The organism is Streptomyces dysideae (genome assembly GCF_001514305.1).
GTDB lineage: Bacteria > Actinomycetota > Actinomycetes > Streptomycetales > Streptomycetaceae > Streptomyces > Streptomyces dysideae.
Genome location: NZ_KQ949086.1, coordinates 124,555 through 144,919, shown reverse-complemented (window position 1 = coordinate 144,919; position 20,365 = coordinate 124,555). Strand labels below are relative to the sequence as shown.

The 20,365-nt window shown below is 71.4% G+C and carries 17 protein-coding genes, 2 pseudogenes and 1 riboswitch; of the genes and pseudogenes, 16 read left to right on the top strand and 3 right to left on the bottom strand.

The features are described 5' to 3' along the window. Positions 1–31: 31 nt before the first annotated feature. Together AQJ91_RS20540 and AQJ91_RS20535 are read left to right on the top strand one after the other, a co-directional pair. Positions 32–643, top strand: coding sequence for a helix-turn-helix domain-containing protein (locus tag AQJ91_RS20540; RefSeq protein WP_067023559.1), 612 nt, complete (start codon positions 32–34; stop codon positions 641–643). Continuing rightward, positions 640–762: a DUF6126 family protein gene (locus AQJ91_RS20535; RefSeq protein WP_067023556.1), complete on the top strand. Its 123-nt coding sequence runs from the start codon at positions 640–642 to the stop codon at positions 760–762. The genes AQJ91_RS20540 and AQJ91_RS20535 overlap by 4 nt, the downstream gene beginning before the upstream one ends. 26 nt (positions 763–788) lie before the next feature. On the opposite strand, the gene AQJ91_RS20530 is transcribed toward AQJ91_RS20535, so the two are convergent. Further along, a complete protein-coding gene (locus AQJ91_RS20530; protein ID WP_067023553.1) occupies positions 789–1,586 on the bottom strand; it encodes a tyrosine-protein phosphatase in 798 nt (265 codons plus the stop codon). Positions 1,587–1,756: 170 nt separating this feature from the next. Here AQJ91_RS20530 and AQJ91_RS20525 point away from each other — a divergent pair, with 170 nt between their 5' ends. From AQJ91_RS20525 to AQJ91_RS20510, 5 genes and pseudogenes are all read left to right on the top strand, one after another. Continuing rightward, the gene (locus AQJ91_RS20525) at positions 1,757–3,826 is read left to right on the top strand and encodes an alpha-galactosidase (RefSeq protein WP_067023551.1); all 2,070 of its coding nucleotides are present in this window, start codon (positions 1,757–1,759) and stop codon (positions 3,824–3,826) included. Between the two features lie 308 nt (positions 3,827–4,134). Then, positions 4,135–4,302: riboswitch (cyclic di-AMP (ydaO/yuaA leader) on the top strand. A gap of 2 nt (positions 4,303–4,304) precedes the next feature. Continuing rightward, positions 4,305–5,324, top strand: coding sequence for a M23 family metallopeptidase (locus AQJ91_RS20520; RefSeq protein ID WP_067023549.1), 1,020 nt, complete (start codon positions 4,305–4,307; stop codon positions 5,322–5,324). A gap of 301 nt (positions 5,325–5,625) precedes the next feature. Next, a pseudogene (locus tag AQJ91_RS20515) lies at positions 5,626–6,934 on the top strand (IS200/IS605 family accessory protein TnpB-related protein); the annotation flags it as partial. Next, positions 6,932–7,141, top strand: a pseudogene (locus tag AQJ91_RS55795) (DUF6250 domain-containing protein); the annotation flags it as partial. The pseudogenes AQJ91_RS20515 and AQJ91_RS55795, both read left to right, overlap by 3 nt. 145 nt (positions 7,142–7,286) lie before the next feature. Beyond that, the gene (locus AQJ91_RS20510; RefSeq protein ID WP_067023547.1) at positions 7,287–8,072 is read left to right on the top strand and encodes an SGNH/GDSL hydrolase family protein; all 786 of its coding nucleotides are present in this window, start codon (positions 7,287–7,289) and stop codon (positions 8,070–8,072) included. A gap of 635 nt (positions 8,073–8,707) precedes the next feature. Here the strand turns inward: AQJ91_RS20510 and AQJ91_RS20500 are convergent. Together AQJ91_RS20500 and AQJ91_RS20495 are read right to left on the bottom strand one after the other, a co-directional pair. Beyond that, positions 8,708–9,319 (bottom strand): TetR/AcrR family transcriptional regulator, encoded by a 612-nt coding sequence (locus tag AQJ91_RS20500; protein ID WP_199847975.1) that lies wholly within the window; start codon positions 9,317–9,319, stop codon positions 8,708–8,710. A gap of 19 nt (positions 9,320–9,338) precedes the next feature. Further along, positions 9,339–10,517 (bottom strand): glutamate dehydrogenase, encoded by a 1,179-nt coding sequence (locus AQJ91_RS20495; RefSeq protein ID WP_067023539.1) that lies wholly within the window; start codon positions 10,515–10,517, stop codon positions 9,339–9,341. A gap of 195 nt (positions 10,518–10,712) precedes the next feature. Between AQJ91_RS20495 and AQJ91_RS20490 the strand changes: the two genes are divergently transcribed. The 9 genes from AQJ91_RS20490 to AQJ91_RS20450 all read left to right on the top strand — a co-directional run bounded on the left by AQJ91_RS20490 (position 10,713) and on the right by AQJ91_RS20450 (position 20,324). Next, positions 10,713–11,891, top strand: a complete 1,179-nt coding sequence (locus AQJ91_RS20490) for an MBL fold metallo-hydrolase (RefSeq protein ID WP_067023538.1) — start codon at positions 10,713–10,715, stop codon at positions 11,889–11,891. A 475-nt stretch (positions 11,892–12,366) separates the two neighbouring features. Next, on the top strand, positions 12,367–14,712 hold the full coding sequence (locus AQJ91_RS20485) for an ATP-binding protein (RefSeq protein WP_067023537.1): 2,346 nt from the start codon (positions 12,367–12,369) through the stop codon (positions 14,710–14,712). Positions 14,713–14,792: 80 nt separating this feature from the next. Continuing rightward, on the top strand, positions 14,793–15,227 hold the full coding sequence (locus AQJ91_RS20480; RefSeq protein ID WP_067023536.1) for a roadblock/LC7 domain-containing protein: 435 nt from the start codon (positions 14,793–14,795) through the stop codon (positions 15,225–15,227). Between the two features lie 2 nt (positions 15,228–15,229). Beyond that, positions 15,230–15,601, top strand: a complete 372-nt coding sequence (locus AQJ91_RS20475; protein ID WP_067023535.1) for a DUF742 domain-containing protein — start codon at positions 15,230–15,232, stop codon at positions 15,599–15,601. Then, positions 15,579–16,178 (top strand): GTP-binding protein, encoded by a 600-nt coding sequence (locus AQJ91_RS20470; protein WP_067023530.1) that lies wholly within the window; start codon positions 15,579–15,581, stop codon positions 16,176–16,178. The genes AQJ91_RS20475 and AQJ91_RS20470 overlap by 23 nt, the downstream gene beginning before the upstream one ends. A gap of 61 nt (positions 16,179–16,239) precedes the next feature. Further along, complete coding sequence (locus tag AQJ91_RS20465) at positions 16,240–16,815, top strand: GAF domain-containing protein (RefSeq protein WP_067023527.1); 576 nt, start codon at positions 16,240–16,242, stop codon at positions 16,813–16,815. 306 nt (positions 16,816–17,121) lie between these two features. Next, positions 17,122–18,150, top strand: coding sequence for an L-threonine 3-dehydrogenase (gene tdh / locus AQJ91_RS20460; RefSeq protein ID WP_067023524.1), 1,029 nt, complete (start codon positions 17,122–17,124; stop codon positions 18,148–18,150). A gap of 40 nt (positions 18,151–18,190) precedes the next feature. Then, positions 18,191–19,384 (top strand): glycine C-acetyltransferase, encoded by a 1,194-nt coding sequence (locus tag AQJ91_RS20455; RefSeq protein WP_067023521.1) that lies wholly within the window; start codon positions 18,191–18,193, stop codon positions 19,382–19,384. Between the two features lie 37 nt (positions 19,385–19,421). Next, a complete protein-coding gene (locus tag AQJ91_RS20450; RefSeq protein ID WP_067023519.1) occupies positions 19,422–20,324 on the top strand; it encodes a LysR family transcriptional regulator in 903 nt (300 codons plus the stop codon). Positions 20,325–20,365 lie beyond the last annotated feature (41 nt).

The following is a 20,365-nucleotide window of genomic DNA, read 5'->3' as shown; positions in this document are numbered from 1 at the left end:
GCAGAGGCAAGGCTCCGGCTGAATGGAGAGCATGAGCTCTCCCGAGATCGTACCGGGCGAGGAGCTGCCCGTCGTGGCGCCGCAGCTCCGTGCCCTGCGGCGGCAGGCCGCCCTCACCCTGGAGGCCGCGGCCCGTGCCGCCGGGCTGTCGCCCGCCCACCTCTCCCGGCTGGAGACCGGGCAGCGCCAGCCCTCACTGCCGATGCTGCTCGCACTCGCGCGTGTCTACGGTACGACCGTCTCCCAGCTGCTCGGCGAGACGGTCGCCGACCGGGACGCCGTAGTCCGCGCCGCCGACATGGAACCGACCGAGGCGGGCGGCTGGACCTACTGGCAGGCCGGCGCTCCCGGGCGCGGGATGCAGGCGCTGCGCCTGCAGGTGCCGTACGGCTCGCAGGGCGACATCGTGCGCGTACACCCCGGCGAGGAGTGGCTCTACGTCCTCAAGGGGCGGCTGCGGCTGCGCCTCGGGGACACCGCGCACCGGCTCGTGCCCGGCGACAGCGCGCACTTCGACTCGCTGACCCCGCACCGCATCGCCGCCCTCGACGCCGACGGGGTCGAGCTCCTCTTCGTCCACACCCTGCTGCAGAGCCCCACGGCCACCCTGTGCCTGGGCCCCACCCCTGGAGAGATGCCATGAGCAACATGGAAGAGAAGTTCCCGCGCGCGCTGTGGGTGCGGCTGATCATCTACATCGCGGTGGGGCACCTCTTCGCGGCCTTCGTCTACCTGCTGTTCGAGGCGGGGGCCAGTCAGTAGCCGACCCCCTCTTCTGTCGCGGGGACTCAGGCGAGGAGCCGCTCCCGCAGCCGCTCGCGGGTCTCCGGGGTGACGCTCAGCGCCTGGGCCAGATACGTGTCGATGTCGCCCCAGGTCCCCTCGATCGTCTCGAAGGCCGCCGACAGATACTCGGCGCGCGCGTCGAAGAGGGGGCTGAGCAGCTCCATCACCTCGGGGGTGTAGGCCGAGGCGGCGGAGCTGCTGCGATGCACCTTGTAGCGGCGGTGCTTGGCGTTCGACTCCAGGTAGTCGGCGAGGATCGCCTCGCGCTCGACGCCGAGGGCGAGCAGCGTCACGGCGATCGACAGGCCCGCGCGGTCCTTGCCGGCCGCGCAGTGCATCAGCGCGGGGACGCTGTCCTCGGCGAGCGCGTGCACCACCTGGGAGTGCTCGGCGGTGCGCTCCTTGATGATCGTGCGGTAGGAGACGATCATCCGGTTCGCGGCCTTGCCGTCGGAGAGGACCGCGCGGAGCTGGTCGAGGTCGCCGTCACGGACCATCTTCCAGAACTCGGCGCCGTCCGCGGGGTCGGTCAGCGGCAGGTTCACATTGCGCACGCCCGGCAGCTCGACGTCGGGCCCCTCGAGCTTCTGGTCGGCGGCGTTGCGGAAGTCGAAGATCGTGTGCAGTCCCAGGGAACCGAGGAACGCGGCGTCCTCATCCGTCGCGTGCGCGAGATGGCCGCTGCGGAACAGCACTCCGTGCCGCACCCGACGTCCGTCCACGGTCGGCAGCCCGCCCACGTCGCGGAAGTTGCGGACTCCGGCCAGTTCTGGCTCGGTCGACGGGATCTGCTGCGTCACGGGGGCTCCTCCCGGCCGGCCCCGCCGACGCGGCTCGTCGGCGGGCACTTTCTCGACGATACGACATGGGTTCCTGGGGCAATGAGTTGTCCACAGACGTTGCCCCGGGGCCACGCGTCCGTTGATGATGTTGGTGCTTGAGCGTGCCTGTTCGAATATGTGAGGGCTTGATGCTGGAGATCTCCGCCAACGGCCGTACCTGGGTTCTTTCCGGGCCGACCAGTAGTTACGCCGTCCATCTCACCGATGCCGACGAGCTGCTGCACCTTCACTGGGGCCCGCGGATCGCGCTCGCCGACGCCGAGGCCCTCGTCGTACGCACGCTGCCGGACTACTGGCCCTTCGAGTCCCCGCTCGACGGACGTGAGGAGTACCCGGTGGAGGGCGGCCCCCGCTTCGTACGGCCCGCCCTGTCCGTGCGCACCGACGAGCGGCGCGGCACCGAGTGGACGTTCGAGACGTATGAGTCGCAGGGCGACGAACTGCGGCTGCGGTTCCGGGACGGCGGTCTGGCCGTCACGTTGCACTACCGGATGCGCGGCGACGTCGTGGAGCGCTGGGTGACACTGGACAACCAGGGGCCGGTCCTGGAGGTGCTGCGCGCCGACTCGGCCACCTGGACCCTGCCCGACCGGGAGGACTGGCGGCTGTCCCAGCTGCACGGCCGCTGGGCCGCCGAGTCCCGGCTGACGCGGTCCTCCCTCACCTACGGTGAGAAGGTCATCGGCAGCCGCCGCGGCCACACCGGGCACCAGCACCTGCCGTGGGTCGCGCTCGACACGGAGGCGACCGAGGAACGCGGCGAGGTGTACGGCTGCGCCCTCGGGTGGTCGGGGTCCTGGCGGATCGCCGTGGCGCAACTGCCGGACGCACGCGTGCAGATCACCGGCGGGGCCGGGTACGACGACTCCGGGCTGCTCCGCCTGGACGCGGGGGAGTCCTTCACGACGCCCGTCTTCGCCGGGCTGTGGAGCGACGGCGGCTTCGGCGGGGCCAGCCGGGCCTGGCACGCGTACCAGCGGGAGCACGTGATCCCGGACGCCGGGCGGGACCGGCCGGTGCTCTTCAACTCCTGGGAGGCGACCGAGTTCGACATCTCCGAGGAGCAGCAGGGCACGCTCGCGCGGCGGGCCGCGGCGATCGGCGTCGAACTGTTCGTCGTCGACGACGGCTGGTTCGGGACCCGCACCAGCGACCGCGCCGGCCTCGGCGACTGGACACCCAACCCCGACCGCTTCCCGTCCGGGCTCAAGCCCCTCGCCGACTACGTGCACGCGCTCGGCATGCGGTTCGGTATCTGGGTCGAGCCGGAAATGGTCAATCCGGACAGCGAGCTGTACCGCGCCCACCCCGAGTGGGTGCAGCACCAGACGGGACGAAAGCGGACAGAGTTCCGCAATCAGCTCGTACTGAATCTCGCCCGGGAAGACGTCCAGGAGTACCTCTGGGGGCAGCTCGACGGGCTCCTCTCCAGCGCTCCGATCGACTACGTCAAGTGGGACTTCAACCGCTGCTTCACCGACGCGGGCTGGCCCGGCGAGCCCTACCCGCAGCGGCTCTGGACCGACCATGTGCACGCCTTCTACGCCCTGTTGGACCGGCTGCGGGCCGCTCATCCCGGCGTCGACTTCGAGTCCTGCTCGGGTGGCGGCGGACGGATCGACCTCGGCGTGCTGAGCCGTACGGACCAGGTGTGGACCTCCGACAACACCGACCCGCTCGACCGGCTCGCCATCCAGCACGGCTTCAGTCAGATCCACCCCGCGCGCGTCATGGCCGCCTGGGTCACCGACAGCCCGAACGCGATGCTGAACGGCCGGTTCAGCTCGCTGCGCTTCCGGTTCGTGAGCGCCATGGCCGGGGTGCTCGGGGTGGGCGGCGACCTCGCGCAGTGGACCGAGGAGGAGCTCGCCGAGGCGGGGGAGTGGGTGGCCCTCTACAAGGAGATCCGGCCCCTCGTGCAGCGCGGGGACCTCTACCGGCTGCGGCCCCCGGGCGGCGGGCTGAGTGCGGTGCAGTACGTGCTCGGCGACGAGAGCGTCGTCCTCGCCTGGCTCCAGGCGCAGCATCACGGCGAGCCCATGCCGGCGCTGCGACTGCGGGGGCTCGACCCGACAGCATCGTACAAATGCCTTGAAACGGACGAAGTTCACCGAGGTGCCGTACTGCTGTATCACGGACTGCGCGTCGGCTTGCGCGGCGACCTTGATGCGGCAGTTATCCGTCTGCGGCGCATCTAGGGCTTCTGTCCGAATTAATGCTTTCGTCATCCTTCATTCCAACTCGCTCTCGCATAAAGGAAGCTGGAGCAGCGTCACGTGAGCAGCGTCATATCCGTGACCGTGAGTCGTCCGTCATGTTCACGTAATTCATGCCCTTTTCGAGGGTGTTTGGCTCGGCCGGACCTCTCGCGATTAACGGAGGGTAACCAGGAATTCCCGCAAGGGATCAACAGAAAAGCATTCACAGGCAACCTCTACTTGTTCCTGCGTGTCTTCGTCGCTTACGTTCGCCACCAATCCGGACGGACGCCTAATCCTGCCGCCGCCCGGAACCCGCGCTAACTCACCCGTGTATGGCAGGAGCGGGGGACCCACAGGTACAACCGCCTGTTCCGGTCTCCGGAACGGCTTGGGGTTAAGCCGCGCCTCGGTGCGGCCGGGCATCTCCAGTCCGAACCCGACAGCTCACCTCGCAGGCGCCGGAGAGGAATTCGCCATGCCCGCGAAGGGTAAGCACCGCCGCCCGAAGACCCAGCGCTTCGCCCGTTCCATCGCCGTCGCCGGTACCGGAGGCGCCGCTCTCGCCCTCCCGCTGCTGGGGGCCACCGGCGCCCATGCCGCCGCCCCGCAGTCCGTTTCGGAAAAGGCCGTCCAGTCCCTTCCGGCCGCCGAGAAGAAAGCTGCCGGGAAGCAGACGGCCAAGAAGAAGGAAGCCGCGAGCAAGGCGACCGTGCGCACCTATTCGGTGCGTGTCGGTGACTACCTTTCGAAGATCGCCGACGAGCAGAACGTCAGCGGTGGCTGGCGGAAGCTCTACTCGGACAACCGCGAGGCCGTCGGCGACGACCCGTCGTTGATCCACCCCGGCCTGAAGCTGACGATCGGCAAGAAGGCCGCGACGAGCGCCCCCAAGACGCCGTCCTCTTCGTCCTCTTCATCTGGTTCGTCCGCTTCCAAGCCGAAGGCGTCCGACACCTCCGCGGCGAAGTCGAAGTCGAAGTCGTCCTCCTCGTCGAAGACGACGACCGCCACCCGGAGCGCCGAGACCGCCGCCTCGTCGAAGACGACGACCGCCACCCGGAGCGCCGAGACCGCCGCCTCGTCCAGCGGTTTCACCTCGCCCGTGGCCGGCGCCGCCGTCAGCACCGCCTACCGCACGGCGGGCAGCATGTGGTCCAGCGGCTACCACACCGGTGTCGACTTCGTCGTCCCGACCGGCAGCTCGCTCAAGGCCGTGGGCGCCGGCACGGTCGTCTCCGCGGGCTGGGGCGGCGCGTACGGCAACCAGGTCGTCATCCAGCTCGCCGACGGCCGTTACGCGCAGTACGCCCACCTGTCCTCGCTCTCCGTCTCGGCCGGCCAGACCGTGACCGCGGGTCAGCAGGTCGGCCTCTCCGGCGCGACCGGCAATGTGACCGGCCCGCACCTGCACTTCGAGATCCGCACCTCGCCGGACTACGGCTCGGACGTGGACCCGGTCGCCTACCTCCGCTCGAAGGGCATCGCCGTCGGCTGATCCGCCGGTCGCCCACCCCCGCGCCACCGAAGGCCGGACCCCGATCCCCGGGTCCGGCCTTCGGTGTGTTCGTGACCGGTGCGCTGCCGGTGTGCGGTGAGGGCGGGGGTTCGTACTGCTGCCGCTTGACCGGGCACAAGCGCGCGTTGGTGAGTGTGAGTGAGTGCCGGGGTCGGCGACGAGGTGCGCGAACCGTTTCGGAGTTGGGTGAACGGGAGTTTGCGTGTCGCATGTGTGTCCTTTGAAGGCGGGGCTCGTTGAGTGCGGTGACGGGATCTTCGATGCCAGGTGGGGGTGTGGGGTGGGTGGGCTGCGGGAGGTGGCGGCGCCGTTTGTGGTGCCCGGTCCCTCGGGGGTGGCGATCCGGGCCCGGCTGCGGGTATCGGACACGGACGCGGCTGTGCTGCGTGAGGTCGGTGCGTTCCTCGGCGCGCTGGCCTCGCGGGATCTCGCGATGCGCTCTGGGCAGGGGCTGGCCCACGATGCCGCCGCATGGGCAGTCCGCCAGAGGGAGCTGTCCGGCGCCTCCTCGTCGCGCTGGGCGGGCAGCATTACCAAGGCCACGCATGACCAGTGGGCGCTGGCCCGACGCGGCCAGGTGGCCGAGATGGTCTGGCTGCGTGGGCAGATCGCCGCGATCGAGGCCCGGCTGGCCCGCCCGCTGGGCGCCGAGGCGAGCAAACGCGAGGGGCTGGTGCGCGGGTACGGCTCGCGGGCCGAGCGGCACGCCAAGTCCCGCCGCCTGCACGCCCTCAAGGACCGGCTGGCCGGCCTGGAGGCGGACTGGGCGGACGGCCGGGTGCACGTGGTGCGCGGCGGCAAGCAGCTCGCCCGACTGCGCCACCACCTGGATCAGGCCGGGCTCGACGAGCACGGGTGGCGGGAGCGGTGGCAGGCGGCGCGGATGTTCCTGGCCGCCGACGGCGAATCCGGCAAACGCTTGGGCAACGAGACCATCCGTATCACCACCACCGGGCAGGTCTTGATCAAACTCCCGGCCGCGCTGGCGTATCTGGCCAACGCCCCGCAGGGCCGCTACGTCCTGGACGCCGTGGTGATGTTCCGGCACCGGGGCGAGGAGTGGCTGGACCGGATCAGCGCGAACAATGCGGTGGCCTACCGCATCCACCACGACACGGTGCGCGGCCGCTGGTATGTGACCGCCTCCTGGCAGCGCACCCCCGCCCCGGTCCTGCCGCTTCGGACGGCCCTCGCCAAAGGGGTAGTGGCGGTGGACATGAACGACGACCACCTCGCCGCCTGGCGTCTCGACATCCACGGCAACCCGGTCGGCGAACCGCGGCGCTTCTTCCACGACCTGTCGGGCCACACCCAGCACCGCGACGCCCAGATCCGGCACGCCCTGACCCGGCTGCTGCACCACGCCCGCCGCCATCGCGATCGAAGACCTCGACATCGCCGACGCCAAGTCCCGGGAGAAGCACGGCCGCAACAAGCGCTTCCGCCGTCTGATCTCTTGCTTCCCCACCGCACGGCTGAGGGCCCGCCTGGTGGCGATGGCCGCCGAACAGGACATCGCACTCGTCGCGGTCGACCCGGCCTGCACCTCCCGGTGGGGTGCCCAGCACTGGCAGCAGTCCCTGAACACCGAGCCGCTGCTCGTGCCCAACAAGCCCCACCGCGTGCGCGTCGTCTCCGACGGGCCGACGGTGCGGTGGTGGAACAACGGGCGGCTCGTCTTCGACCACACGGACCCCGAGCCGTACACGAGCGGGCACTTCGCTTTCCGGGCCACCTGGAGTCATTTCCGGTTCAGCGACTTCCGGGTGTGGCGGTTGCGCCCACAACACCCCTGATCGGGGGCTTATTCCAGGTTTGGTGAACCCTTTAGGAGTGGCTTATCTCACCGGACGTCAACCCCTGCCTACGGTCGCGTAGGTCACATTCGAGGGGGAATCATGTGCCGTTGTGGCAGACGATTCGAAGAGTGACAGCACATCAGTGATCGGGTCGTACGTTGCGGTGGGGGACAGCTTCACCGAGGGCGTCGGCGACCCCGGACCCGACGGAGCGTTCGTGGGCTGGGCCGACCGGTTCGCGGTTCTGCTCGCGGACCGGCGGCCCGAGGACGACTTCAGGTACACCAACCTCGCCGTGCGCGGCAGACTGCTCGACCAGATCGTGGCGGACCAGGTTCCACGGGCGCTCGAACTCGCCCCGGAGCTGATCTCGTTCTGCGCCGGCGGCAACGACATCATCCGGCCCGGCACCGACCCCGACGAGGTCGCCGAGCGCTTCGAGCGCGCGATCGTGCGGCTCACCTCGGCCGTCGGCACCGTCATGGTGACGACCGGCTTCGACACCCGTGGCGTTCCCGTGCTCAGGCATCTGCGCGGAAAGATCGCCACCTACAACGGACATGTGCGGGCCATCGCCGACCGGTACGGCTGTCCCGTGCTCGACCTGTGGTCCCTGAAGACCATCCAGGACCGCCGGGCCTGGGACAACGACCGGCTCCACCTCTCTCCCGAGGGGCACACGCGCGTGGCGCTGCGCGCGGGCCAGGTCCTCGGCCTGGCGGTCCCGGTTGATCCCGACCAGCCCTGGCCACCGCTCCCGCCCCGCGGCACGCTCGAGGTGCGGCGCGACGACGTCCACTGGGCGCGCGAGTACCTGGTGCCGTGGATCGGGCGCCGGCTGCGCGGGGAGTCGTCGGGGGACCATGTGACGGCCAAGGGCGCGCTGTCGCCGGACGACATCAAGACGCGGATCGAGTCGGTGGCCTGAGGGCGGGGGTACGGGGGGTACGGGCGTATGCGTCGTGGGCCGCGCTTCTTTGGGGGCGCGGCTCACGTGCGTGGAGGGGGCGGTCATTGTGTGGTCCGCGTGTGTGCGTCGGGAACCGCGGTCCGCGTGGGTGTGTCAGCGGCGCGTGCGGGGCGCGGCGGCCCTCACCGCCGTGCACGTGTGTCTCCGTTACGTCCGGGAGGACCCGAACCCGCGACCGACTCGTGCTGCGCACGCCCGCCCCGCCGCCGCGCTCCTCTTCGCCCTCGGGTCTTCGTGGGGCGCCATGGCCTCGGAGCCGGTGGTGTCCCGCGAAGTGGTGTAGCGGCGCGGAGCTCATGACTCCGCAGGTCAGCGCAGCTGCGTGCCCGTCGCCGCGCAGGATTGCGGCGTAGCCGCCAGTGTGCCGCGCGGACGGCTGCTCGGAGATCGGTCGTGCCTTGCCTCAGCGCGCCGAGCGGAGCCACGCGGTCCGCATGGCTGCACCACGCCACGGGACACCGCCTCAGAGCCCGCGCCGTCCTGCGCGCGCCCACGCCCCGCGTCCCGTCCCGCTGTCCGCGGACGGGCCCTGCGGCGCCGGAGTGGGTGTGCCGCTCGCGCAGGGGGAGAGCTGGGAGACGGTCATCGACCCCCTACGCCGTCAACTCCGCCCGTTCCAGCCCCAGTTCCCGGGCCAGTGCCTCGTCCACCCATTCCTGTGCACGCGCGCGCGACACCGACCCCGGGTACGACGTCAGCTGTACGGCGAGTCCGTCGAGCAGGGCCGTCAGGCGTAGGGCCGTGCCGGTGGGGTCGGGGCAGCGGAACTCGCCGGCGGCCACGCCCTCCGCGAGGACCTCGGTGATCGCCGCCTTCCACTGCCGGTCGAGGTCCCGTGTCACATCCCGCAGCGCGGGCTCGCGCAGCGCCGCCGCCCAGCCCTCGATCCACAGCCGCCAGCCCTTGGCCTGGCCGGTCGGGGCGTACCAGCGGACCGCCGATCGAAGTCGGCGCAGTGCCGTCGTCCGGCGGCCGAGCAGCTTGCGCAGCTGGGTCAGGTCGTCCTCGGCCGCGTAGCCGAACGCGGCGGCGACCAGCTTCTCCTTCGTCGAGAAGTGATAGAGCACCAGCGCGTTGCTCACCCCGAGCGCCGAGGCCACGTCGGCGATCCTGACCGCCGCCACGCCCCGCGCCTCGATCTGCTCGACGGCCGCACGCAGCAGCTCCTCGCGCCGCTCGGCCACGCTCAACCGCACTCTCGTCACGCGGCCACCCTAGTGACCCTCACCGGTACCGGCCGAACCGCGCGGCGATCACCGGCAGCCGGTCCGCGACGACGGTGTGCGCGGCGGCCCGCGGCGTCGTCCCGTCGGCCTCCGCGCGGGCCAGCATCAGCTCGGTGAGGGCCCGCATCGACCGGCGGATGTGCGCGAACGCCTCGTCCGCGTCGGCACCGATGTCGCCGAACAGCGTCCACCACCACCAGGCGTTGGTGGCGGAGTTGACCACGATGTCCGGCAGGACGGTCACGCCGCGCGCGGCCAGCAGTTCCTCGGCCTCGGGCAGGACGGGCATGTTCGCCGCCTCCACGATCCAGCGGGCGTTGATCCGCGCCTGGTTCGCGCCGTCGACGGCGTACGAGACGGCCGCGGGCACGAGGATGTCCGCGTCGGCGGACAGCCAGGCGTCGCCCGGCAGTTCGCGGTCACCGGGGCGCAGCGCGGCCCGGTCCACGGTGCCGTACGCGTCCCGCGTGGCGAGCAGCGTCTCCACGTCGAGCCCGGCCGGGTTGGCGATGGTGCCCTTGACGTCGGCGACGGCCACGACGGTCAGCCCCGCGCGCGTGAGGAAGCGGGCTGTGGCGCCGCCCATGGTGCCCAGACCCTGCACGGCGACCCGGGTCGCGGCGTACGGCACCCCGGCCCGGTCCAGGGCCGCGAGCGCCGACTCGGCGACGCCGCAGCCGCCGACCAGTTCGTCCAGGCCGATGCCGTCCACGTCGACGGCGAAGGCGTCCGCGAGCCGCCGCCGGGCGGTGGCCTCGTCGTCGAGCAGCGGATACACGGCCTGGATCGACGAGACCAGCCCCGCCTCGGCGGCCGCCCGGTCCACCAGGTCCTGGGAGAGGCCCAGGTCCTCGCCCGTCGTCCAGAAGCTCTCCAGGCAGGGCCGCATCGCCCGCAGGTAGCGCACCAGGAGCGCGTACGCCTCCGGGTCCCGGGGATCGCAGTCGATGCCGCCCTTGGCGCCGCCCAGAGGGACGTAGCGGGCCTCGGGGTCGTAGTGCAGGGCCTCCTTCATGGTCATGCCGCGGGCGAGCCCGGCGACCTCGTCCAGCGTGCAGCCCGCCCGCATCCGCAGCCCGCCGCTGGAGACGCCGCGCACCAGACGGTCGACGACCAGGAAGCCCTGGCGGCCGGTGATGTCGTCGGTCCAGGTGAGCGACAGCAAGGGAGGCGTCATGGGGCGGTCTCCAGGGGCGGCGAGGCCGCGACCCGAGCGCGGCTACTGAACGATGGGTCAGTATTGGAACAGGTGTCAGGCCCTGTCGACGCACCGGGCGGATCATCGGCGGCGATGCCGGTCGAGGCCTGCCGACCCGGTTGTCGGAGGGGCCGACCATAATGGAATGCCTCAACGACTCCATGTGGAGGTACCGTGACCGGTTTCCGTTCCCCGAGCCCCGGGCTCCGTGCGCTGCGGCCCCCGGCGTTCGGCGCGGACCCGAGCGGTGAGCGCCTGGCGCGCATCCGCAGATCACCCCACTTCAAGGACGGGGTCTTCCAGAACCCCGGGGGCACCGCGCGCGTCCGGCCCTCCGGTTCGTCGCTGGAAATCGGCAAGCGCATGCTCGACAAGGAGCAGCGCCCGCTCCGTGCCCCGCAGGGCACCGTGCCGGTGCACTCCACCACGCTCGCCGACCTCGCCAAGCCGCCCGCCAGCGGACTGCGGCTGACCTGGATGGGGCACTCAAGTGTCCTGGCGGAGATCGACGGGCACCGCGTGCTGTTCGACCCGGTGTGGGGCGAGCGCTGCTCACCGTTCCCCTTCGCCGGGCCCAAGCGGCTGCACCCCGTTCCGCTGCCGCTGGCCGCGCTCGGCCCGGTCGACGTCGTCGTCATCTCGCACGACCACTACGACCACCTCGACATGCCCACGATCAAGGCGCTGGCCGGCACGGACACCCTGTTCGCGGTGCCGCTCGGCGTCGGCGCCCACCTCGAGCGCTGGGGTGTGTCGGCCGACCGGCTGCGCGAGCTGGACTGGCAGGAGTCGACGAAGGTCGGCGGGCTCACCCTGACCGCCACCCCGGCCCGCCACTTCTGTGGCCGCGGCCTGCGCAACACCCAGCACACCCTCTGGGCGTCCTGGGTGGTCGCCGGGGACGAGCACCGGATCTACCACAGCGGCGACACCGGCTACTTCGAGGGCTTCCAGGACATCGGCACCGCGCACGGCCCGTTCGACGCCACGATGATCCAGATCGGCGCGTACTCCGAGTTCTGGCCCGACATCCACATGACCCCGGACGAGGGCGTCCGCTCCCACCTCGACCTCCAGGGCGGCGACCCGGCCGTCGGCGTCATGCTGCCGATCCACTGGGGCACCTTCAACCTGGCGATGCACGCATGGGCCGAGCCGGGGGAGTGGACGATGCGGGCCACCCACAAGGCCGGGGTGACCATGGCGGCCCCGCGGTGCGGTGCGCCCTTCGAGCCGGCCACCGTGCCGCCGGTCGAGCCGTGGTGGCGTGCCGTGGCCAAGGCGCCCGCGGAGGGGTGGCCGACCTGGCCGCCGGTCGTGTCGGATCCGGAACAGGCCCTCGTGGCGGAGTAGCGGACGGATGGCCGGGCGCGCGGTGCGGTGCCGCGCGCCGACACGGCGGGTGACATCGCGGTGGTCGGGCCGGCGGGTGCGGAAGGCCCGGTAAACGGCTCCGGAGGAGCCGTCGCGGACAGCGGAACGGAAAGCGGCGAGGGCCGGGGGCGGACAGCGCCCCCGGCCCTCGCCTCTTCTTCGTGACCACTTCTGACGAGGTCCGATCGAACTTTTTCCGATCGCGAGCGAAGGCCGGAACTACTTATAGGTCTGTCGTACGAAGCCTCATACCAGAGCGGGACGCTCCGTGCGGGACTTTGTCAACTGCCCACTGCACATGATGCGTTGGCGACTACTGTGAGTGTCCGTCGGGCGACGCAGGGCCGAATTCTCTTCGGCTGCGCCGACCCGGCACCGCGATGGCGCATGCCCCGAGACGCGCAGCCCGCGCGAGCTCCAGGCCCTCGACCGACGGACCACTACAAGGACACCGATGTCTCAGCTCCGCGCCCCGGCCGCACGCGCAGACCGCCGTGAGGGCGGGAGGCACGGCCGGCCGCCCGCCGCCCGCACCGCACCCGCGCTGCCCGAGACCCACATACGGCCCCAACTGCTGCGGCTCGCCGTGCTGCCGCCCGTCGCGGTCGCCCTCAGCGGCTGCGCGGCCGTCCTGTTCACCGTGCGCTCCACCGGGGCCCGCTCCAGCCTCACCCTTTGGGGTGTACTCGGCGGCGCGGTCTTCGTGACCTGCGTGGGCATCGTGATCGCCGCCGTGGCCGCCGACCGCGCCGCCAGGTCCGTGAGCGACCGCATCGGCGCCCTGCGCCGCAACAGCGCCCGCGGCGAGGCCGATCTGCGGGCCCTCGTCACGACGCTGCGGCGCGGCGACGGCCCGCCCCAGTGCAAGCCGCGCGGTGGGCCCCCCGAGGACGCCGACGACTTCGAGCTGCTCGCCGCCGACCTGGCCCGCGCCCACGACGGGGCCGTCACCGCCGTCGTGCAGGCCGCCCAGCTCTCCAGCCAGGCCGGCAGCGAACAGAAGCTCGAGGTCTTCGTCAACCTCGCGCGGCGCCTTCAGTCGCTCGTGCACCGTGAGATCTCGATCCTCGACGAGCTCGAGAACGAGATCGAGGACCCCGACCTGCTCAAGGGCCTCTTCCATGTCGACCACCTCGCCACCCGCATCCGTCGCCACGCCGAGAACCTCGCCGTGCTCGGCGGCGCCGTGTCCCGGCGGCAGTGGAGCAACCCGGTCTCCATGACCGAGGTGCTGCGCTCGGCCATCGCCGAGGTCGAGCAGTACTCGCGGGTCAAGCTCGTACCGCCGATCGACGGCACCCTGCGCGGGCACGCCGTCGCCGACGTCATCCACCTGCTGGCCGAACTCGTCGAGAACGCCACGGTGTTCTCCGCCCCGCACACCCAGGTGCTGCTGCGCGCCAACCTCGTCACCTCGGGTCTCGCCGTCGAGGTCGAGGACCGCGGCCTCGGCATGCCCGTCGGCGAGCAGAGCCGGATGAACGCCCTGCTCGCCGACCCCGACCAGGTCAACGTCGCCAGCCTGCTGGCGGACGGGCGCATCGGGCTGTTCGTGGTGTCGCAGCTCGCACGGCGGCACGGCATCAGCGTGCGGCTGCAGACCAACATCTACGGCGGTGTCCAGGCCGTCCTCGTCGTGCCGCAGGCGCTGCTGGGGACCGAGCCCGGGGGCCACGGGGCCGTATCGCGGGTGCAGGAAACCGGGGCGGGGGCAGCGACGGGGGCGGTGGGGACCGCCGTACCGTCGCCGCAGCAACAGCAGTCGCGGGCGCAGTCGCACCCGCAGCCGCGTCCGCAGATGCGGCAGCCCGCGCCCGCGCCCGAGGCCGGGCAGCGGGTTGCGTCCGCCGACGCCGGGTCCCGTCGGCAGCCGGGTGACGCCGGACGAGGCATGGCCCCGATGGCGAACGGCGCCGGACCGGCGCCGCTGCCCGTGCGAGGCGCCCAGGAACAGCGGGCCAACCCGGCGGAGGCCGTACCCGGCATCAGGCCCGACCACCGTCCGCTGCTCGCCGAGAACCTCACGGAGCACGCGGCCGCACTGCCCGCCCCGCGCGTCGGTGGAACCGTCCGCGGCACCATGGGCAAACCCCAACTGCCCCGCCGCCGCGCCCAGGAACACATCGCCCCCCAACTCCGCGACGGCCCGGCACCCCGCCAGGACTCCGAGTACCTCGCGGGCCACGACCCCGGCCTGATGGCGGCCTTCCAGCGCGGCATCGGCCTCGCGGAGACCCAGCCGCACATGGAGTCGGCGCACGTGGAGTCGGCGCGTATGGAGTCCGGTGAGATGGAGTCCGGTGAGATGGAGTCCGGTCACATGGGGTCCGGTCACATGGGGTCCGGGCACATGGGGTCCGGGCACAGGGGGGCTGGGCACAGGGGGGCTGGCGACACAGGGGCCGGCGCCACGAGGTTCGGAGACACAGGGCTCGGTGACACGGCGTCCAGTGAAACGGCGTTGGGCTTCCAGACGTCGGCCTCACCGGCCTCACCGGCCTCACCGGCCTCACCGGCCTCACCGGCCTCACCGGCCTCCGAGGCACCGGCACCCGAGGCACCCCGCTTCGAGCCGACGACCCGCGAGTCGATGCCCCCGGAGCCCCCGCGCCTGGGCGTCACCCGGCTTCGGCCGACGCCCCTGGACGACGGCCCCCACACAGACGCAGCCCCCATGACTCCGCCGCGCTCCATGGGCGTACGACCCATGGACCCGGCCCATACAACCGAGGCACGCCCCGGGCCCGAGCCCGGTCATGACCACACCACCCGGCACGACGGGAGCGCACCAGCCGGATGACCACCCCCGCAACCGCCCCCAAGACCACCCCCGCCCCCAGCGCTCCCGCAGACCTTCGTACCCCAAGGAGTCGATCCATCATGGCGAGCGAAGCGCCGACCGGCCATGTATCCGATCTCGACTGGCTGATGAGCGGCCTCGTGCAGCGCGTACCGCACACCACCAGCGCGGTACTCCTCTCCTGCGACGGGCTCGTGAAGTCGGTTCACGGCCTCGACCCGGACAGCGCCGACCACATGGCCGCCCTGGCCTCGGGCCTGTACTCCCTCGGCCGCAGCGCGGGCGTGCGGTTCGGCGACGGCGGAGACGTGCGCCAGGTCGTCGTCGAACTCGACTCGACGCTGCTCTTCGTGACCACTGCCGGCTCCGGCACCTGCCTCGCCGTCCTGGCCGGCCGCGAGGCCGACGCGGCGGTGCTCGGCTACGAGATGGCGATGCTGGTCAAGAGCGTCCGCCCCTACCTGGTGACCGCACCCCGGCAGCACGCCGTCGAACCGTCTGCGATGAGGCATTGAACGTGGCGGCGGCCGGCGACGGGCCTTGGCTGGACGATGCGGCCGGACGCCTTGTGCGCCCCTTCACGGTCAGCAACGGCCGCACCCGGCCCACCATCGCGCTCGACCTGCTGTCGCACGTGATGGCCACCGGAGCGACCCCTCTCGGCTATCTCGGCCTGGAGCACGCGCAGGCACTCGACCTGTGCCGCCTGCCCGTGTCGGTCGCCGAGGTCGCCGCTCATCTGAAGCTGCCGGCGGTGGTCACCAAGGTGCTGCTGTCGGACCTCGTCGACTGCGGGGCGCTCACCACCAAGCCCCCCGAGTTCCACCACAACCCGACTGACCGGGCTCTTCTGGAGGCAGTGCTCGATGGACTACGACGACAGCTCTGACCCCTTCCCCACCGCACTGAAGATCTTGGTTGCGGGAGGGTTCGGGGCCGGCAAGACGACCTTCGTCGGTGCGGTCAGTGAGATCGCGCCGCTCAGTACGGAGGAACTGCTCACCACGGTCAGCGCCGCGACCGACAGCCTCGAAGGGATCGAGAACAAGGTCGAGACGACGGTGGCCATGGACTTCGGCCGCATCACTGTCGATCCGGAACATGTGCTGTACCTGTTCGGCACGCCCGGACAGGAACGGTTCTGGTTCATGTGGGACGAGCTCTCGGAAGGGGCGCTCGGCGCGGTGATCCTCGCCGACACCCGGCGACTGGAGGACTGCTTCGCCGCCGTCGACTTCTTCGAACAGCGCGGTCTCGGCTTCATCGTCGCGATCAACGAGTTCGACGGCGGGTACCGCTACGAACCCGAGGAGGTCCGCACCGCCATCGACCTCCCGCCGGAGATCCCCGTCGTCCGCTGCGACGCCCGGATCTCCAGCTCCGGGGTCCAGACCCTGCTGACCCTGGTCCGCCACCTCATCACCCACGCGCCGGTGACCGCGCCGAGCCACGGCGCCCACATGTGACACCCGCACACACAGCCACGGAGCCGCATATGACGTACGTCCACAGCGACGGAACCCGCCCATGAGCTATGACCCGCCCCGCCCGGCAGGTCGGCTGCTGCTCACGCCCGACGACAAGGAGGCGCCCGCCCGCGCGCGTCAGCTGCGCCTGCTGGGCCTGGGCGAGCGCCCGGACCCCGCACTCGACGCCTTCGCGGACTACCTCGCCGAGCTGACCGGGGCGCCGTACGCCATGGTCAACTTCATTGACGAGAACCGGCAGTTCTTCGCGGGGCTGCACACCCCGGACGTCCGCCCCGTCGTGCGCGTCGACGACCGGAAGCCGGAGCTGGGCCGCCACATGGAACGCGACCATGGCTTCTGTCCCCATGTGGTCGTCCGGCGCAAGGCGCTGGTCCTGGAGGACGTCTGCGACTACCCGCGGTTCGCGGGCAACCCGGTCGTCGACGAGTTCGGCATCCGCTCCTATCTGGGCGCTCCGCTCATCGCCGCCACGGGCATGGTGCTGGGCACGGTGTGTGTGGTCGACGTGCAGCCGCGGCCGTGGGGGAGGGCCGGTCTGGAGACCATCAAGGCGTCGGCGGCGGAGCTGGTGATGCGGCTGGAGCGGCGGGAAGCCGACGGATTCCCGCTGTGAACGCCGAATTCGGCATGTCTGCATGTCCGCGTGGGCCAGGGGAGTTGGCCGGGTTTTCAGCCGGGGCGACGGAGTCGCTGCGCGCGGGCGGTGCCGTACGGGACGTACCGCCGCCGGAGCCGGAGCTGAGCGCTCATTTCGAGCGGGGGCAGCCGGCGTGAAGGAAAGCTGCGGCTCCGCTTAAGAAATCCTCGATGGACCAGGACGCCGCCGTACGGCAGATTGCTACGCGATTCCACCCCTCTCCCTGGTCACGGGCGCCTTCGGCATGTCCGCGACCGGGAACTCACCCACAGGAGCCGTAGCGTGAAGGCGCTGGTCAAGGAGAAGGCGGAGCCCGGGCTCTGGCTCGCGGACGTCCCGGAACCGGCCGTCGGCCCCGGTGACGTACTGATCAAGGTGCTGCGCACCGGCATCTGCGGCACCGACCTGCACATCCGGTCCTGGGACGGCTGGGCGCAGCAGGCGATCCGCACCCCGCTGGTGCTCGGGCACGAGTTCGTCGGCGAGGTCGTCGACACCGGCCGGGACGTGGCGGACATCAAGCCCGGTGACCGGGTCAGCGGCGAGGGCCACCTGGTGTGCGGCAAGTGCCGCAACTGCCTCGCCGGACGCCGCCACCTGTGCCGGGCCACGGTCGGGCTCGGCGTCGGACGGCACGGTGCCTTCGCCGAGTACGTCGCCCTGCCCGCCGCCAACGTGTGGGTGCACCGCGTTCCCGTCGACCTCGACGTCGCCGCGATCTTCGACCCGTTCGGCAACGCCGTGCACACCGCGCTGTCCTTCCCGCTGGTCGGCGAGGACGTCCTGATCACCGGCGCCGGCCCGATCGGCCTGATGGCGGCCGCGGTGGCCCGGCACGCGGGCGCGCGCCACGTCGTGATCACCGACGTCAGCGAGGAGCGCCTGGAACTGGCCCGCAAGATCGGCGTGAGTCTGGCACTGAATGTGTCGCAGGCTCGAGTTGCCGACGGACAGCGGGAGCTGGGCCTGCGCGAGGGCTTCGACATCGGCCTGGAGATGTCCGGCCGCCCCGAGGCGATGCGCGACATGATCGCCAACATGACGCACGGCGGCCGGATCGCGATGCTCGGCCTGCCGGCGCAGGAGTTCCCGGTCGACTGGGCCCGTGTCGTCACCTCGATGATCACCATCAAGGGCATCTACGGCCGCGAGATGTTCGAGACCTGGTACGCGATGTCCGTCCTGCTGGAAGGCGGCCTCGACCTCGCCCCCGTGATCACCGGCCGGTACGGCTACCGCGACTTCGAGGCGGCGTTCGCCGACGCGGCGAGCGGCTGCGGCGGCAAGGTCATCCTCGACTGGACCGCGTAAGTCACCCGCGTAAGTCATCTGCATTCCTAGGAGCTTTGAGATGTTCGACTCCGTGCGCGACGACCTCCGCGCCACCCTCGACGAGATCCGCGCCGCCGGTCTGCACAAGCCCGAGCGCGTCATCGGCACCCCGCAGTCCGCGACCGTGAGCGTCACCGCGGGCGGCCGTCCCGGCGAGGTCCTCAACTTCTGCGCCAACAACTACCTCGGCCTCGCCGACCACCCCGAAGTGATCGCGGCCGCCCACGAGGCCCTCGACCGCTGGGGCTACGGCATGGCCTCCGTGCGCTTCATCTGCGGCACACAGGAGGTGCACAAGGAGCTGGAAGCGCGGCTGTCCGCCTTCCTCGGCCAGGAGGACACGATCCTGTACTCCTCCTGCTTCGACGCCAACGGCGGTGTCTTCGAGACGCTGCTCGGCGAGCAGGACGCGGTGATCTCCGACGCCCTCAACCACGCGTCGATCATCGACGGCATCCGCCTCTCCAAGGCCCGCCGCTTCCGCTACGCCAACCGTGATCTCGCCGACCTGGAACGGCAGTTGAAGGAGGCCGAGGGCGCGCGCAGGAAGCTGATCGTCACCGACGGCGTCTTCTCCATGGACGGCTATGTGGCGCCGCTGCGGGAGATCTGCGACCTCGCCGACCGCTACGACGCGATGGTCATGGTCGACGACTCGCATGCCGTCGGTTTCGTCGGTCCCGGCGGCCGTGGCACCCCCGAGCTGCACGGCGTCATGGACCGTGTCGACATCATCACCGGCACGCTCGGCAAGGCGCTGGGCGGCGCGTCGGGCGGCTATGTGGCGGCCCGCGCGGAGATCGTCGCCCTGCTGCGCCAGCGCTCCCGCCCGTACCTCTTCTCGAACACCCTGGCCCCGGTGATCGCCGCGGCCTCCCTGAAGGTGCTCGACCTGCTGGAGTCGGCGGGGGACCTGCGGGAGAAGCTCGCCGCGAACACCGCCCTGTTCCGCCAACGTATGACGGACGCGGGCTTCGACATCCTCCCCGGTGACCACGCCATCGCACCTGTGATGATCGGCGACGCGGCGAAGGCGGCCCGCATGGCGGAGCTGCTGCTGGAGCGGGGCGTGTACGTGATCGGCTTCTCGTACCCGGTCGTACCGCAGGGCCAGGCCCGGATCCGGGTGCAGCTGTCGGCCGCGCACTCGACGGAGGACGTGAACCGCGTGGTGGACGCCTTCGTGGCGGCGCGGGCGGAGCTGGAGGGCTGAGCGGGGGGCGCAGGGGGCATTTGAGACAATCGATCCCGTGATCGAAGCGCGGCGGCTCCACATCCTCCGTGCGGTGGCCGACCACCGCACGGTCACGGCGGCTGCCGCCGCGCTGTATCTCACGCCGTCGGCGGTCTCCCAGCAGCTGACCGCTCTCGAGCAGGAGACCGGCCACCGCCTGGTCGAGCGCGGCGCGAAGGGCGTACGGCTGACCCCGGCCGGTGAGATCCTGCTCAGCCACACCAACGCCGTCCTTGCCCAACTGGAGCGCGCAGAGGCCGAGTTGGCGGCGTACAGCTCGGGCGCGGCCGGCACCGTCACCGTCGCCTCCTTCGCCACCGGCATCGCCCAGGTCGTCGCGCCCGCCGTGGCCCGCCTCGCCGCCTCGGCGCCCGGCATCCGCCTCCGCGTCCAGGACGCCGAGGGCGACGCCAGCCTGCCGATGGTGCTGGACCGGCAGGTCGACGTCGCGGTGGCCGTCGAGTACCGCGGGGCGCCGCCCGCCGACGACCCCCGCCTCAGCCACGTCCCGCTGTACGCGGAGCCCTTCGACGCGGTCGTCCCGGTCGCGCACCGCCTCGCCGACGCTGAGGAGGTGCCGCTCGCGGAGCTGGCCAAGGACCCGTGGATCGGCCCGTACCCCGGCAATCCCTGCCATGACGTGGTGGTCCTGGCCTGCGAGAACGCCGGTTTCCAGCCGCGCCTGGAGCACTCCTCCGACGACTTCCGCGCGGTCGTGGCGCTGGCGTCGGCGGACGCGGGGGTGGCCCTCGTACCGCGCTCGGCCCTGCGTGGCATGGACCTCACGGGCGTGGTCGTCCGGCCCGTCGACGGAGTGGCGCCGACCCGGCGGGTCTTCGCGGCCGTACGGCGTGGCGCGGAGGGGCATCCGCTGATCCGGCCTGTGCTGGATGCCCTGGGCGAGGCGGCACAGACGTGAGTTCTCCGTAACGCGCCCGTTTCGTATATGGGATAGCTTCC